Here is a 14,762-nt window from a genome sequence, read left to right as displayed (position 1 = left end):
TGGACCGAGGGAGGACCACTCTTGTCACACGCCGTCGTCGCCGGGCCCGTTCCGGCCGCCGCGCCCGCCCGGTCGTTCTGGGCCTGGGCCCGGCCGCTCGCCGGGGTCGCGGTGCTCGCCGCGCTGGTCTGGTCGGTCGGCACCGGCCCGTTCCTGGCCGGGCTGCGGCTGATCGACGCGCCGGCGCTGGCCGCCGCGCTCGCCATCGGCGCGGTCACCACCGTCTGCTGCGCCTGGCGCTGGTCGCTTGTCGCCGGCGGGCTGGGCGTACGGCTGCCGCTGCGGGCCGCCGTGGCGCACTGCTACCGGGCGGTCTTCCTGAACTCCACCCTGCCGGGCGGGGTGCTCGGCGACGTGCACCGGGCGGTGCGGCACGGCCGGGACGCCGGAGACGTGGCCCGGGGTGTCCGCGCCGTGGTGTGGGAGCGCACGGCCGGTCAGGTGGTCCAGCTGGTCATCGCGGTGGCCGTGCTGGCGGCGCTGCCGTCCCCGGTCCGGCCCTACCTGCCGGCGGTCGCCGCCGGGCTGGCGGTCGTCGCGCTGGCGCTGGCACTGGCCGCCCGTGCCGTGCCCCGCTCCGGCGCGTCCCGCTGGGCCCGCGCGGCGCGCACCGCGGTCGCCGACGTCCGGGCCGGGCTGCTCGCCCGGCGGACCTGGCTGGGCGTGGTGGGGGCCTCGGCCGTGGTGGTGGTCGGCCACCTGGCCACCTTCGTGCTGGCGGCGCGCACCGCGGGCGCCGACGCGCCGCTGTCCCGGCTCGTTCCGCTGACCCTGCTGGCCCTGCTCGCCATGGGGCTGCCGACCAACGTGGGCGGCTTCGGGCCGCGCGAGGGGGTCGCCGCCTGGGCGTTCGCCGCGGCCGGCCTCACCGCGGCGCAGGGCGTCGCCACGGGCACGGTCTACGGCGCGCTGGTCCTGGTGGCCAGCCTGCCGGGCGCCGCGGTGCTGCTGGTCCGCCGCCGTCCGGCTCCGGAGCCCGGCGACTGTCGGTGATCCCGCCTACGGTGAGGGTGCGAGGTGTGCGTCGCCGGCCCACCGGCACGCCGCGGACGAAGGAGAAGCATGGACGAAGCTCTGCCCACCGCGACGCTCCGGACCCAGGTCACGGTTCCTCTGCGGTTTCCGGACGGCTACGTGACCACCGCCCGGGTGCACTCCTTCCACGGCCTGGTCGACGGCCGCGAGCACCTCGCCATCGGGCTCGGTGAGCGGCGCGACCCGGACTCCTCCCCACCGCTGGTCCGCCCGCACAGCGAGTGCCTGACCGGGGACGTGTTCGGCAGCCAGCGCTGCGACTGCGGCCCCCAGCTGCGCGAGGCGGTCGAGCGGATCGCCGACGCCGGCGGTTACCTGCTCTACCTGCGCCAGGAGGGCCGGGGCATCGGCCTCTACGCCAAGCTCGACGCGTACGCGCTGCAGGACGACGGCCTGGACACCTACGAGGCCAACGTGGCGCTCGGCCGCGGCCCCGACGAGCGCGACTACACGGTGGCCGCGCAGATGCTCGCCGCGCTGGGCGTGAGCCGGGTGGCCCTGCTCAGCAACAACCCGGACAAGGCGGCCCAGCTCGAGCGGCTGGGCGTCACGGTGGTCGACCGGGTGCTCACCGGCGTGCACCTGTCCCCGGCGAACGCGGGTTACCTGGCGGCCAAGGTGACCCGCGCCGACCATGCCCTCGACCTGCCGTTCGTGCCGTGACCAGCCGGCCGTACGTGCTGCTCAGCTGCGCGATGTCGATCGACGGCTACATCGACGACGCCACCGCCGAGCGGCTGCTGCTGTCCAACGACGCCGACCTGGACCGGATCGACGCGGTCCGGGCCGGCTGCGACGCGATCATGGTGGGCGCGGCCACGGTCCGCCGCGACGACCCGCGGCTGCTGGTGCGCAGCGAGCGGCGGCGGGCCGAGCGGGTGGGGCGCGGCCTGCCGCCGTGCCCCGTGAAGGTCACCGTCACGGCCAGCGGCGACCTCGACCCGGCCGCCCGGTTCTTCACCATGGGCGACGGGGCGAAGCTGGTCTACTGCCCGAGCGGCGTGGCGGAGAAGACCCGGGAGCAGGTCGGCGCCGTGGCCACCGTGGTCGACGCGGGTGACCCGGTCACCCCCGAGGCGGTCCTGGGCGACCTGGCCGGGCGGGGCGTCGCCCGGCTCATGGTGGAGGGCGGTGGCAGCGTGCACTGCCAGTTCCTCACCGCCGGTGTCGCCGACGAGCTGCACCTGGTGGTCGCGCCGTTCTTCGTGGGCGACCGGCGGGCGCCCCGCTTCGTCGGGGACGGCCGCTTCCCGTGGCACCCGGGTCGCCGGGCGCGGGTCGTCGAGGTCCGCCAGATCGGCGACGTGGTGCTCACCCGCTACGCCCTCTCCGACCGCTGCCCCGGCTAGCGGCCCGCCGGCCGTTCAGGACGCCGGTGCCGGCAGGCCGAGCGCCTCGTCGACCCGGTTGAGCACCGCCCCGCCGTCCTCGCCGACCCCGCGCAACAGGTCGATGGCGGTGGCCCGGATCTGCCCGACGATCATGACCACGGGCAGCGGCGGGTCGGACGCCAGCAGCTCGGCGCCGATCCGGACCGCGTCCAGAGCGGCCTCGTCGGCGCGGGTGACGTGCCGGCCGGCGTCCTGGCCGGTGAGGTCGTCGGCCAGGGCCGCGCCGGCGGCGCGTACCGCCTCGGCGAGGGAGCGGATCGCCGCGCCCAGCTCGGGCGGGGTGGCGGTGTGCAGCCGGGCCAGGGCGGCTCCGTTGCGGGCCAGCACCCGGATGTCACGGGCCGCGTAGTCGAGCTGCCGGACGGTCGCCTCGACCTGTTCGAGCTGGCCGAGGTGCCGGCGGCGGCGGACCCGCAGCCGCAGCGTCTCGGCGCACGCCCGCACCGCGGACCCCAGGCGTTCCACACAGCCGTCCAGCTCCCGGGCCCGGTCCAGCGCCGCCTGGGCGGCCTCGGCGTCGCAACGCTCCAGCGCGGCGTTCACCCGGTCGAGCAGGTCGGCGAGGTCGGTGTACGTCCGGCGGGCCTCGGCGACCAGCGGGGCCAGCGGGTCCCGGGCCACCACGAGCTGGCTCGCGGCGAGGGCGACCGCCCCGCCGACCAGCGCGTCGACGAACCGGAACGGGGTGAACTCGCCCTTCGGCGCGGCGACCACCACCAGGTAGAGCGCGGAGACCGTGGTCTGGATGACCAGGGTGCTGCTCGCCCCGGCCGCCACCGTGCCGCCCAGGGTGAGCAGCAGGACGAGGAGCATGGTCGCCGTGCCGGAGCCGAGGGCGTGCACCACGAGGTCGGCGACGAGCACCCCGCCGGCCACCCCGAGCACCAGCTCGATGGTCTGCCGTACCCGCTGGCCCCGCGACTCGCCCAGCACGATCAGCGCCGCGCTCGGCGCGAAGAACGGGTCCGGATGGCCGATCAGCCGCGCGGCGATCAGCCAGGCGACGGTCGCGGCGAGCGCGCCCTCCACCACCGGCACCCACGCCTGTCGCAGCCGCCCCACGGCGGCCTTCCACCAGTCGCGCACCGGCGCCGTCCTCCCCTGTACGGACCGGCGCACCCACGGACTCTCCGTTCCGGCCGTACGGGCTCCTACCCGGGAAGTTGATCGTCGTAACCGGAGCGTCCACTCGGGTGCCGACCCCGCCGGACGGTCGAGGTCAGAGCACCTGGGACAGGAAGCGGCGCAGCCGCGGGTGCTCCGGAGCCTCGAAGACGGCGGCCGGTGGGCCGGCCTCCAGTACGACGCCGGCGTCCATGAACGCCACCGTGTCGGCCACCTCGCGGGCGAAGCCCATCTCGTGCGTGACCACCACCATGGTCATGCCGGCGGCCGCGAGGTCGGCCATCACCCCGAGCACGCCCTTGACCAGCTCCGGGTCAAGCGCCGAGGTGGCCTCGTCGAAGAGCATCACCTGCGGCCGCAGCGCGAGGGCCCGGGCGATGGCCACCCGCTGCTGCTGACCGCCGGACAGCTGCGCCGGCCGTACGTCGGCCTTGTGGGCCAGCCCGACCAGGTCGAGCTGGGCCCGGGCGACCTGCACGGCCTCGTCCTCGGGCAGCTTCTTGAGCTTGCGCAGCGCGAGCGTGAGGTTGCGCAGCACGGTCATGTGCGGGAACAGGTTGAACTGCTGGAACACCATGCCGATGCGCTGGCGCAGCGCGTCCGGGTCGTCGCCCAGCACGCTGCGCCCGTCCAGCAGCACGTCACCCCGGTCCGGCTCGATGAGCCGGTTGATCGTCCGCAGCAGGGTCGACTTGCCGGAGCCGGACGGGCCGATCACACAGGCCGTCCCGCCCCGGGCCACCTCCAGGTCGGCGCCGCGCAGCACCTGGTGCCGCCCGAAGGCCAGGTGCACGTCGCGGACGGCCAGGCTGACCGAGGTGGCGGTGGCGGTGCTCATCGCGGGTCCTTTCCGGCCGGCGCCGGCGCGCCGGCGGGGTCGAGCTCGACGTCGAGGTCGGGGGCGGCCACGGCCCGGCCCTGCCGCAGCCGCCGGTCGATCCAGTTGACGGCGTGGGTCAGCGGCACGGTCAGCAGCAGGTAGAACAGGCCGGCCAGCAGCAACGCGGACTCGTTGCCGGTGGTGGCCGCGTAGTCCTGGCCGATCCGGAACAGCTCCCGCTGGCTGGCCACCAGGCCGAGGAAGTAGACCAGGCTGGAGTCCTTGATCAGCGCGATGAGCTGGTTGACCCAGGCCGGCAGCACCCGGCGTACGCCCTGCGGGACGATGACCAGGCGCATGGCCTCGCCCCAGGAGAAGCCGAGCGCGCGGGCCCCCTCCAGCTGGGCGGCCTCCACGCTCTGGATGCCGGCCCGGAAGATCTCGCCGATGTAGGCCGCGGCGATCAGGGACAGCGCCAGCACGCCCAGCGGGTAGGGGTTCGGGCCCCACACCTGCATGCCCAGCGGCGCCAGGCCGACGCCGATGAGCAGGATGGTCGCGGCCGCCGGCAGGCCGCGGAACACGTCGGTGTAGACCCGCGCCGGCCACCGCAACCAGCGGGTACGCGAGATGCCGGCGACGGCCAGCAGCATGCCCAGCACCGAGCCGAGCAGGGCGGCGGAGACCGCCAGGATCAGCGTGTTGGGCAGCCCGACGGTCACCATCTCGGGCAGCGCCTCGCGCATGGCGTCCCAGTCGAAGAAGGTCTCCCACAGGGTGCTCAGTGGATCCATGTCTCGCATCCGCCCCGCTCGAATCGATCGTTCCGGTCAGGAAGCCGCCGACGGCGACGGCACGGCGACGGTGCCGCTGCCCGGCTTGAAGTCGGCCGGGATCGGCCGGCCGGGGTAGTACTGCGCCTGGAGCTTGCTCCACGTCCCGTCGGCGATCACCTCGTCGAGGGCCTTGTTCAGCGCCTCGCGGAGCTTGTCGTTGCCCTTGGCCACCGCGTACGCGGTCGGGGCCGGGCTGAGCTGCTTCGCCGCCACCTTGATCTTGCCACCGCTGTCCGCGGCCGACGTGTCGCCGATCTCGGCCGGGGCGATCCAGGCGTCGGCGGTGCCGGCCTTGAGCTGGTTGATCGCGCCGTTGTAGTCGGGCACCCGGACCGGGTTCAGGTTCTCCCGGGTGGCGTAGTCGTCCTGCACGGTGCCCTGCACGACGACCACCCGCTTGCCGGCGAGCTGGTCGAAGCCGCTGATCGCGGAGCCGGCCGGCACGTCCAGGCCGAAGTAGCCGAAGTCGTAGCCGTTGCCGAAGTCGACGGTCTTCTTCCGGGCCTCGGTGATGGTAATGGAGGAGCTGCCCACGTCGAACTTGTGGTTGTTGACCTGGGCGAGCAGGGCGGAGAAGTCGGTGCCCACGAACTCCACCTTGAGGCCGGCCTTCGCGGCGACCGCGGTGAGCAGGTCGTTGTCGAAGCCGGTGAACTTGCCGTCCTTCAGGTACACGTTCGGCGGGGCGTCGGTGAGCGTGCCGGCCCGCAGCACGCCGGCCTGGAGCAGGCCGTACGGGTTGGCGGCCTCGCTGGTGGAGGCGTCGTCGCCGCAGGCGGTGAGGGCGGTGGCGGCGAGCACGGCGGCGGCGCCGAGCGCGGCGGCGCGGGTCAGGGCGGAACGGATTCGCACAGGTGTCTCCTGGGTCTCAGGCGGCGTGGGTGCACGCCGCCGACGGCACGCCCGAGGCGGGCGCACCGGAAGGGATGGCGCGGAAAAGGTGGGGGAGTGGCGCTCAGCGCGCGTCGGCGCGGCGACAGGCGTCGCTGCACACCCGCATCAGGTCGACGTGCCGCCGCTTGACCAGCGCGAAACGCGCCGGATAGGCGATGCCGTCGGCGGGCGGGGTGCGGAGCTGAGCAGACATGGTTCCCTCTGGTCGGTGATGACCTGGGTACCAGGCCACGCTTGCACCGGCGGCTGCCGGTGCCTGGTCCTCACCCGGGGCACCCCACCGCGGAGGAGGGTTGCCGGCCAGCGAGCCGGGGCTTGGCGCTGGCGCTCATGACCTGCCGAGAAGGCTAGCAGCAGCGCCGCCCCGGTCGTCCAGCCGTTATGACCACGCTCACGCCCGGGCCTTACCGGCGGGCCGGCACGACCGGGGCGTCCCGGCCGGTGCCGTGCCGCGACGGCGTCCGCTGCTCGTGGTAGTCCTGCTCGACGTTGACCGTCCAGACGTCGTGGCCGGCGCCGTGCGCGATGTTCTCGGCGGCCAGCATCGCGGTGAGCATCGAGTGGTCGGCGTTGTTGTAGCGGTGCATCCCGTTGCGGCCCACCGGGTGCACGTTCGGCACCTCCCGGGCCAGCCAGTCCCGGATGACGTCGATGTTGCGCTGGTAGCGCTCGTCGTAGACCGGGTACGCCTTCGGCATCCGGACCACGTAGCCGGCCTCCACGCAGCCGGGCCGGACCAGGCCCAGCCGCTCCAGTTCGGCGGTGGCGAAGGCGACCAGGTCCGCGTCCGGGGTCCGCCACATCTCGTCGTCCTCGAACACGAAGTACTCCAGCCCCAGGCAGGTCCGCCCGTCCTTGACGAGGTACGGCGACCAGGAGCCGAAGTTCTGGATCCGGCCCACCTTGGCTGCCGGGTCGTGCACGTAGATCCAGTTGTCCGGGAAGGAGAACTCCTCGGGCACCACCAGCGCCACGGTCAGGAAGTCCCGGTACCGCAGGTCGTCGGCCGCGGCCCGCACCTCGGCGGGGGCCTCGGGGCGCATGGCCCGCACCAGCGCGGAGATCGGCATCGACGAGATCACGTGATCGGCCGGCTCGGTGCGCTCGCCACCGGCGTCGACCACCGTGACGGCGGTGGCCCGCCGCCCGGCCGGGTCCCGGTGCACCTCGGTCACCCAGGTGTTGGTGCGCACCGTGCCGCCGCGCTTCTCCACCTCCTCGGTGCAGCGCTCCCACATCATGCCGGGGCCGTGCTTCGGGTACTGGAACTCCTCGATCAGGCTGGTCACGTCCTTGCGGTTGCGCTTGGGCAGCAGCGCGTTGAGCACCGCGGTGGACAGCGACAGGTTCTTGATCCGCTGGGCGGCCCAGTCCGCCTGCAACTGGTCGGCCGGCATCCCCCAGACCTTCTCCGTGTACGTCTTGAAGAAGATCGAGTAGAGCCGCCAGCCGAACCGGGCCGACACCCACCCCTCGAAGTGCGACTGGTCCTTCGGCGGGCGCAGCCGGGCCCGCCCGTACGACCCGACGCAGCGCAGCGCCTCCAGCAGGCCGAGGTTGCGCAGGGCGTTGCTCGCGTTGAGCGGGTAGTCGTAGAGCGCGCCCCGGTAGTAGATGCGGCTCATCCGCGGCCGGAGCAGGAAGTCCTCGTCGGGCAGGATCTCGTGCCAGAAGTCCTCCACCCGGGAGACCTTCGTGAAGAACCGGTGCCCGCCGATGTCGAACCGCCAGCCGTCCCGCTCCACGGTGCGGCTGATCCCGCCGACCACGTCGTCGGCCTCGTAGACGCGGACCTCCTCGCCGTGCCCGAGCAGCTCGTACGCGGCGGTCAGCCCCGCGGGCCCCGCCCCGATGACCACGGTCCCGTTGCCGTCACCCATGCCGTCCGCGCCCCCCGCTGCCAGCCTGCCGATGCGGCAGCGCCCTTACCCGTCCTGCCCGCCGACTCACCTGCCGCGACGATCCGCCGCCCCGGGTCACCCGATCGGGGTCGGGCGGGTGTGAACCGGGACGCAGCGGGGATGCGGGGACGGTTTCCCGGTCCGGGGGTCGGTCGCGGGGCGGCCGGTGGGAGCGGGATGGCGGACGAGCGGCGGGCCGGCACGGCGGACGTGCCCGGCCCCGACCTGCGGCCGGACGCGCGCGCCCGGCTGGCCTCGGCGGGCCGGCGGCTGGCCGCGCGGATCCCGGCGCCCTGGGGCTTCGTGCTCGCCGTCTTCGTCGGCTCGAAGCTCGTGCTCAGCCTGGTCGGCGTGCTGGTGCTGACGGCCTGGGACGGCGTGCCCGGCGCGCCGCCCGCCGACGAGGCGATGACGCGGACCCAGCAGGACCACATCTCGTCGCACCGCTGGGTCTCGCTCTGGTTCGCCTGGGACTCGTTCCTCTACGACCACCTGGCCCGGCTGCCCCTGGACCGGCCGTGGCACGACTTCGGCTTCCCGCTGCTCTACCCGTTCCTGGCCCGGCCCCTCGCGCCGCTGCTCGGCGGGCACACCGCCTGGGCGTTGCTGGTGGTCGCCAACGTGGCGCTGCTGTTCCAGCTCTACCTCGCGTACCGGCTGGGGGGCCGGCTGCTCGGCGCCGACGACCCGGCCACGGCCGGCGCGGACGGGCGGCGGGCCGTGCGCTACCTGCTGCTCCTGCCCACGGCGTTCCTGTTCCAGGCCGCCCTGACCGAGTCGCTCTTCGTCTGCCTCGCGCTGGCCGCGTTCTGGTACGCCGAGCAGCGCCGCTGGCTGCTGGTCGGGATCGTCGGCTACTTCCTGGCCATGAGCCGCTCGGTCGGCTTCGTGGTGGTGATCCCGCTGGCCCTCGTGCTGCTGCGCCAGCACGGCTGGCGCCTCGACCCGCGCAGCCTCGGGCGCTACCTGCGGCGGGGCTGGCCGCTGGTGCTGGTCCCGGCCGGCTGGCTGACCTTCATGGCGTTCTGCCGCTGGCAGGGCGGCGACTGGTTCGCCTACCAGCACGCCCAGGAGAAGGGCTGGGGGATCAAGGTGCAGAACCCGCTCGGGGTGGCCGGGTCGGCGCTCGTGGGCGACAACTCGGCCAACGCGTTCCGGGTCTGGATCGCCGTCGCCATGCTCCTCGTGGCCGTGGTCGGGCTGCGCCGGCGGGCCGACTGGCCGTACCTCGTCTACACGGTGATCGTGGTGCTGGTGCCCCTGTCGATGGGCCCGCCGGTCTACAAGAGCCTGCTGCGCTACCTGCTGGCCGCGTTCCCGGTGGCGTTCGTGCTGGCCCGCTGGGCCCGCCGGCCCGGCCTCGACGGCTGGCTCACCGCCGGGCTGGCGCTGCTGCAGGGCGCGCTGTTCGCCGTCTGGCTCACCTACTGGACCCACCTCATCATCTGACCCTTGCTATGCAACTCGTTGCATAGCAAGATGGCCGGCATGTCGCTGGAGCACGCCATCCTCGTCTCGCTCCTGGAGCAGCCCGCCTCCGGCTACGAGCTGGCCCGGCGCTTCGACCGCTCGATCGGCCGCTTCTGGACCGCCACCCACCAGCAGATCTACCGGGTCCTGAAGCGGATGGAGCACGACGACTGGCTCACCGCCGAGGAGATCGGCCAGGAGGGGCTGCCCGACAAGAAGGTCTGGTCGGTCACCCCCACGGGGCGGTCCGCCCTGGTCACCTGGCTGCGCGCCCCCGTGCAGCCGGAGGCCGTCCGGCATGAGCTGGCCGTCAAGATCCGCGGCGCCGCGTTCGACGACGCGGCCGGTCGCGCCGCCCTGGTCGCCGAGGTCGAGCGCTACCGCGCCGACCACGAGGCCACCCTCGCCGGCTACCTGGCCGGCGAGCGCCGCGATTTCCCCGACCCCACGACCCGGGAGGCCCGCGCGGCCCTCCAGCACGTCGTCCTGCGCGGCGGCATCGCGTACGAGCGGATGGTGCTGGCCTGGCTCGACGACGTCCTCGACACCCTGCGCCACCTCGATCCCGCCACCGGTAGGAAGGCGAACCCATGACCGACCCCCTGCTGTTCCACCCGCACCGCTACGACCCCGCCCACCTCGACGAGACCTCCCGGCGGCTGCTGCGCGCCACGATCGACTGGTTCGAGTCCCGGGGCAAGCGGGCCCTCGTGGACAGCTACAACCACCACGAGTGGTACGCCGACTTCCTCGACTTCGCCGCCAAGGAGGGGCTCTTCGCCACCTTCCTCACCCCGGCCGCCGACGGCGGCGACGACCCGGACAAGCGCTGGGACACCGCCCGCAACGCGGCGCTCAGCGAGATCCTCGGCTTCTACGGGCTCGGCTACTGGTACACCTGGCAGGTCACCGTGCTCGGCCTCGGGCCGGTCTGGCAGAGCGGCAACGCCGCCGCCCGGGCCCGCGCCGCCGCGCTGCTCGACGAGGGGCACGTCATGGCGTTCGGCCTCTCCGAGCGGCCGCACGGCGCCGACATCTACTCCACCGACCTGCTGCTCACCCCCGACGCCGACGGCGGCTTCCGGGCCACCGGCGCCAAGTACTACATCGGCAACGGCAACGTCGCCGGGCTGGTCTCCGTCTTCGGCCGCCGCGCCGACGTGGAGGGCCCCGAGGGGTACGTCTTCTTCGCCGCCGACAGCCGGCACCCCGCGTACCGGCTGGTCCGGAACGTGGTCAACGCGCAGATGTACGTCAGCGAGTTCCGCCTGGAGGATTACCCGGTGCGCGCCGAGGACGTGCTGCACACCGGCCCGGCCGCCTTCGACGCCGCGCTCAACACCGTCAACGTCGGCAAGTTCAACCTCTGCACCGCCTCCATCGGCATCTGCGAGCACGCCATGTACGAGGCGGTCACCCACGCCCACCAGCGGATCCTCTACGGCCGGCGGGTCACCGACTTCCCGCACGTGCGCCGCGAGCTCACCGACGCGTACGCCCGCCTCGTGGCCATGAAGTTGTTCAGCGACCGGGCCGTCGACTACTTCCGCTCGGCCGGCCCGGACGACCGCCGGTACCTGCTGTTCAACCCGATGACCAAGATGAAGGTCACCACCGAGGGCGAGAAGGTCGTCGACCTGCTCTGGGACGTGATCGCCGCCAAGGGCTTCGAGGCCGACACCTACTTCGACAAGGCCGCCAAGGACATCCGCGGCCTGCCGAAGCTGGAGGGGACGGTGCACGTCAACCTGGCGTTGATCCTCAAGTTCATGCCGAACTACCTGTTCCGGCCGGCCGCGTACCCGCCCGTGCCGACCCGGCAGGACCCGGCCGACGACGAGTTCCTGTTCGCCCAGGGCCCGGCCCGCGGCCTCGGCGCCATCCGCTTCCACGACTGGCGCACCGCCTACGACGCGCACGCCCACCTGCCCAACGTGGCCCGGTTCCGCGAGCAGGCCGACGGGCTGACCGCCCTGCTCGCCGCGCACGCCCCGGACGAGGCCCAGCAGCGGGACCTGGACTTCCTGCTGACCGTCGGCCAGCTCTTCGCCCTGGTCGTGTACGGCCAGCTCATCCTGGAGCAGGCCGAGCTGACCGGCCTCGACGCCGACCTGCTCGACGAGATCTTCGACCTGCTGGTCCGGGACTTCTCCGGGTACGCCACCGACCTGCACGGCAAGGCGGCCACCACCGAGGCGCAGGCGGCCTGGGCGCTCGCCCACCTCCGGCGGCCGGTCGTCGACGCCGACCGCACCGCCCGCGTGTGGCAGCGGGTGGTCGCCCTCGCCGGCGCGTACGAGATGCATCCCTGACCGGTGGAAAGGGGGCGCTCCCGGGCGTGCCCGCCCGGTAGGTTGCTCGGATGTTCGCCCTTCCCCTGATCGACGACGCCGAGCTGCGGCAGCTGATGCCGTGGCACGCCGGCGAGTTCCTCGCCAACCTCGACCGCTGCCGGGAGCACATCGCCCCCTGGGTGGGCGCGTCCTTCGTGGCCACCGACGCCGAGTCCGCCCGCCGGGTCCTGCAGAACTACGCCGACCGGTGGGCCCGCGACGACGGCGGGATCTGGGGCATCTGGCGGCACGGCACGCTGGTCGGCGGGGTGATGTTCGTGTCGCTGAGCACCACCACGGGCGCCGCCGAGGCCGGCTGCTGGCTGGAGCCCGCCGCCGAGGGGCAGGGCCTCATCACCCGCGCCGCCCGGGTCATCATCGACTGGGCGATCCGGGACCGCGGCATCCACCGGGTGGAGTGGGTCACCAAGGCCGCCAACGCGCGCAGCATCGCCGTCGCCCGGCGGCTGGGGATGAGCCGCGACGGTGTGCTCCGCGAGGCCGCCCCGGGGCCGGACGGCCGGGCCGACCTGGAGGTCTGGTCCGTGCTGGCCCCGGAGTGGAAGCCGGAGGGCTAGCCGGGCGGGCCCTGGCACCGCGCGGGGAGTTCTGTCGTACCCGGACGTCAACATGTGTCCATGGCTGTCCCCGCACTGGCCGACCGGTCCCCGCAGCCGCGCGCCCTGCCGCTGCGCGAGGTCCGCACCCGGCTCACCCAGCTCGTCTCCCTGGCCGAGCTGACCGACACCGTCACCGTCGTCACCCGCGACGGCGATCCACGGCCGGTCGCCGCGATCGTGCCCGCCGCCGCGGCGCGCACCGCGGCGCAGGCCCGGGCCGACGCCGAGCGGATCGCCGCGATCAGCGCCGGCTGGTCCCGCCGGCTGGAGGAGCTGCACCGGCAGAGCAGCCGGCGGCACGCCGCCGAGCTGCGCACCCTGGCCGACGCGCTCGCCGAGGCGTGGGCCGAACTCGACCGCCGGGCCCCCGCCGGTGATCCGGCGCTGGCCCGGCTCCGCGCCGCCCACGCCGACCTGCTGCGCGGCTGACGCGTGGCCGCCGGCCGCCTCGGGCCGGCGGCCACGCGTCTCCGTCAGTCCCGGCCGCGCTGCCCGCGGTAGCGGCGGATCAGCGCCGCGGTCGACGAGTCCACGTCGCCGAGGTCCGGGCCGGCCCCGGTGAGCTTCGGCGCGAGCTGGTTGGCCATCACCTTGCCCAGCTCCACGCCCCACTGGTCGAAGGGGTTGATGTCCCAGACCGCGGCCTCGGTGAACACGATGTGCTCGTAGAGGGCGATGAGCTGGCCCAGCGTCGCCGGGGTCAGCTTCGGCGCGATGATCGACGTGGTCGGGTGGTTGCCCGGCATGACCCGGTGCGGCACCACCTCCGGCGCGGTGCCCTCCGCCTCGACCTGCTCCCGGGTGCGGCCGAAGGCCAGCGCCGCGGTCTGCGCGAAGAAGTTCGACATGAACAGGTCGTGCATGTCGCCCAGGTCGTGGTTGGGCTGGCTGAACGCGATGAAGTCGGCCGGGATCAGCCGGGTGCCCTGGTGGATGAGCTGGTAGAAGGCGTGCTGCCCGTTGGTGCCCGGCTCGCCCCAGAAGATCTCCCCGGTCGGGTACGTGACCGCCCGGCCGTCCCGCGTCACCGACTTGCCGTTGCTCTCCATGGTGAGCTGCTGGAGGTAGGCCGGGAACCGGTGCAGGTACTGCGCGTAGGGCAGCACCGCGTGGGTCTCCGCGCCGAGGAAGTCGGTGTACCAGACGTTGAGCAGGCCGAGCAGCGCCGGCACGTTCCGCGCCACCGGTGTGCTCCGGAAGTGCTCGTCCACGGCGTGGTAGCCGTCCAGGAGCTCCCGGAACCGCGCCGGCCCGACCGCCAGCATCACCGACAGCCCGACCGCCGAGGGCAGCGAGTAGCGCCCGCCCACCCAGTCCCAGAAGCCGAACATGTTCTCCGGGTCGATGCCGAAGTCGCGGACCCGCTGCTCGTTGGTGCTGACCGCCACGAAGTGCCGGGCCACGGCGCTGTCGTCGGCGTCCAGGCCGGCCAGCAGCCAGCGCCGCGCCTGGTCGGCGTTGGCCAGCGTCTCCTGGGTGGAGAAGGTCTTCGAGACCACCACGAACAGCGTGCTGGCCGGGTCCAGGTCGGTGGTCTTGTCGTGGATGTCGGTCGGGTCGATGTTGGACACGAACCGGCAGGTGATGCCGGCGTCCCGGTACGCCTTCAGCGCCTCGTACGCCATCACCGGCCCGAGGTCGGAACCGCCGATGCCGATGTTGACCACGGTGCTGATCCGCTCGCCGGTGTGACCCCGCCAGGCGCCGGAGCGGACCCGCTCGGCGAAGGCCGACATCCGCTCCAGCACGCCGTGCACGTCGGCGACGACGTCCTGGCCGTCCACGGTGAGCGACGCGTCGCGGGGCAGCCGCAGGGCGGTGTGCAGCACGGCCCGGTCCTCGGTGGAGTTGATGTGCTGCCCGGCGAACATGGCGGCGATCCGGTCGGCCAGCCCGACCCGGTCGGCGAGCGCGGCCAGCAGGCTCAGCGTCTCGTCGGTCACGAGGTTCTTGCTGTAGTCGACGTACAGGTCGGCGACCTCGCCGGTGAGCCGTTCGCCCCGCTGCCCGTCCGCGGCGAACAGCTCGCGCAGGTGCGTGCCGCGCATCGCCTCGGCGTGCTTGCGCAGGGCCTGCCATTCGTCCGTGGTGGTCACGTCCACAGCCATCGGGTCGATCTTCTCCTTCACGACGGGTCTGCCGGCCGGGCCGGCGTCGCCCCGCTGCCGGCGACCCCACCAGCCTGCCACCCGGAACGGGTACGCGCGACGCGACCCGGCATCGCCCACCCCTCGGGAGCGGGGATCCGCCGGCGCGACACGCCTTTGGGACGGGTGTTCGACACGCCGGTCACGGGCAGACAGTGGCCGACTGCGGAAAGTAAGCTCCGGTGCTGCC

Annotated in this window: 15 protein-coding genes and 1 riboswitch; of the genes, 8 read left to right on the top strand and 7 right to left on the bottom strand. The window is 73.7% G+C overall.

From position 1 onward, the window contains the following. The first annotated feature begins 21 nt into the window (after positions 1-21). From GCE86_RS13960 to GCE86_RS13950, 3 genes are all read left to right on the top strand, one after another. Positions 22-993, top strand: a complete 972-nt coding sequence (locus tag GCE86_RS13960) for a lysylphosphatidylglycerol synthase domain-containing protein (RefSeq protein ID WP_154227363.1) — start codon at positions 22-24, stop codon at positions 991-993. Between the two features lie 69 nt (positions 994-1,062). Next, positions 1,063-1,698, top strand: a complete 636-nt coding sequence (locus tag GCE86_RS13955) for a GTP cyclohydrolase II (RefSeq protein WP_154227362.1) — start codon at positions 1,063-1,065, stop codon at positions 1,696-1,698. Continuing rightward, the gene (locus GCE86_RS13950) at positions 1,695-2,384 is read left to right on the top strand and encodes a RibD family protein (RefSeq protein ID WP_154227361.1); all 690 of its coding nucleotides are present in this window, start codon (positions 1,695-1,697) and stop codon (positions 2,382-2,384) included. The genes GCE86_RS13955 and GCE86_RS13950 overlap by 4 nt, the downstream gene beginning before the upstream one ends. Before the next feature lie 15 nt (positions 2,385-2,399). On the opposite strand, the gene GCE86_RS13945 is transcribed toward GCE86_RS13950, so the two are convergent. From GCE86_RS13945 to GCE86_RS13925, 6 genes are all read right to left on the bottom strand, one after another. After that, on the bottom strand, positions 2,400-3,512 hold the full coding sequence (locus GCE86_RS13945) for an FUSC family protein (RefSeq protein WP_154227360.1): 1,113 nt from the start codon (positions 3,510-3,512) through the stop codon (positions 2,400-2,402). Between the two features lie 133 nt (positions 3,513-3,645). Beyond that, on the bottom strand, positions 3,646-4,389 hold the full coding sequence (locus tag GCE86_RS13940; RefSeq protein WP_154227359.1) for an amino acid ABC transporter ATP-binding protein: 744 nt from the start codon (positions 4,387-4,389) through the stop codon (positions 3,646-3,648). Beyond that, on the bottom strand, positions 4,386-5,165 hold the full coding sequence (locus tag GCE86_RS13935; protein ID WP_154227358.1) for an amino acid ABC transporter permease: 780 nt from the start codon (positions 5,163-5,165) through the stop codon (positions 4,386-4,388). The genes GCE86_RS13940 and GCE86_RS13935 overlap by 4 nt, the downstream gene beginning before the upstream one ends. A 36-nt stretch (positions 5,166-5,201) precedes the next feature. Then, positions 5,202-6,059 carry an ABC transporter substrate-binding protein gene (locus GCE86_RS13930; RefSeq protein ID WP_154227357.1) on the bottom strand — a complete coding sequence of 286 codons (858 nt, stop codon included), beginning with the start codon at positions 6,057-6,059 and terminating at the stop codon, positions 5,202-5,204. A 103-nt stretch (positions 6,060-6,162) separates the two neighbouring features. Beyond that, a complete protein-coding gene (locus GCE86_RS32365; protein ID WP_255509826.1) occupies positions 6,163-6,294 on the bottom strand; it encodes a hypothetical protein in 132 nt (43 codons plus the stop codon). A gap of 32 nt (positions 6,295-6,326) precedes the next feature. Beyond that, positions 6,327-6,437, bottom strand: a riboswitch (SAM riboswitch). Positions 6,438-6,505: 68 nt separating this feature from the next. After that, on the bottom strand, positions 6,506-7,981 hold the full coding sequence (locus GCE86_RS13925) for an NAD(P)/FAD-dependent oxidoreductase (RefSeq protein WP_154227356.1): 1,476 nt from the start codon (positions 7,979-7,981) through the stop codon (positions 6,506-6,508). A gap of 198 nt (positions 7,982-8,179) precedes the next feature. Here GCE86_RS13925 and GCE86_RS13920 point away from each other — a divergent pair, with 198 nt between their 5' ends. From GCE86_RS13920 to GCE86_RS13900, 5 genes are read left to right on the top strand one after another with little or no spacing between them, the layout of a single operon-like run. Beyond that, a complete protein-coding gene (locus GCE86_RS13920; RefSeq protein ID WP_239542429.1) occupies positions 8,180-9,451 on the top strand; it encodes a hypothetical protein in 1,272 nt (423 codons plus the stop codon). 39 nt (positions 9,452-9,490) lie between these two features. Continuing rightward, on the top strand, positions 9,491-10,066 hold the full coding sequence (locus GCE86_RS13915; RefSeq protein ID WP_154227355.1) for a PadR family transcriptional regulator: 576 nt from the start codon (positions 9,491-9,493) through the stop codon (positions 10,064-10,066). Next, the gene (locus tag GCE86_RS13910; RefSeq protein WP_154227354.1) at positions 10,063-11,784 is read left to right on the top strand and encodes an acyl-CoA dehydrogenase family protein; all 1,722 of its coding nucleotides are present in this window, start codon (positions 10,063-10,065) and stop codon (positions 11,782-11,784) included. The genes GCE86_RS13915 and GCE86_RS13910 overlap by 4 nt, the downstream gene beginning before the upstream one ends. Positions 11,785-11,834: 50 nt before the next feature. Beyond that, positions 11,835-12,383: a GNAT family N-acetyltransferase gene (locus GCE86_RS13905; RefSeq protein WP_154227353.1), complete on the top strand. Its 549-nt coding sequence runs from the start codon at positions 11,835-11,837 to the stop codon at positions 12,381-12,383. A gap of 60 nt (positions 12,384-12,443) precedes the next feature. Then, positions 12,444-12,854, top strand: a complete 411-nt coding sequence (locus GCE86_RS13900) for a type II toxin-antitoxin system Phd/YefM family antitoxin (RefSeq protein WP_154227352.1) — start codon at positions 12,444-12,446, stop codon at positions 12,852-12,854. A 44-nt stretch (positions 12,855-12,898) separates the two neighbouring features. Here GCE86_RS13900 and pgi read toward each other — a convergent pair whose 3' ends face one another. Continuing rightward, a complete protein-coding gene (gene pgi / locus GCE86_RS13895; RefSeq protein ID WP_154230493.1) occupies positions 12,899-14,533 on the bottom strand; it encodes a glucose-6-phosphate isomerase in 1,635 nt (544 codons plus the stop codon). Positions 14,534-14,762: the final 229 nt, after the last annotated feature.

The organism is Micromonospora terminaliae, assembly GCF_009671205.1.
Classification (GTDB): domain Bacteria; phylum Actinomycetota; class Actinomycetes; order Mycobacteriales; family Micromonosporaceae; genus Micromonospora; species Micromonospora terminaliae.
Note: the sequence above shows the minus strand (reverse complement) of the source record. Positions and strands in the feature narration are given on the sequence as shown.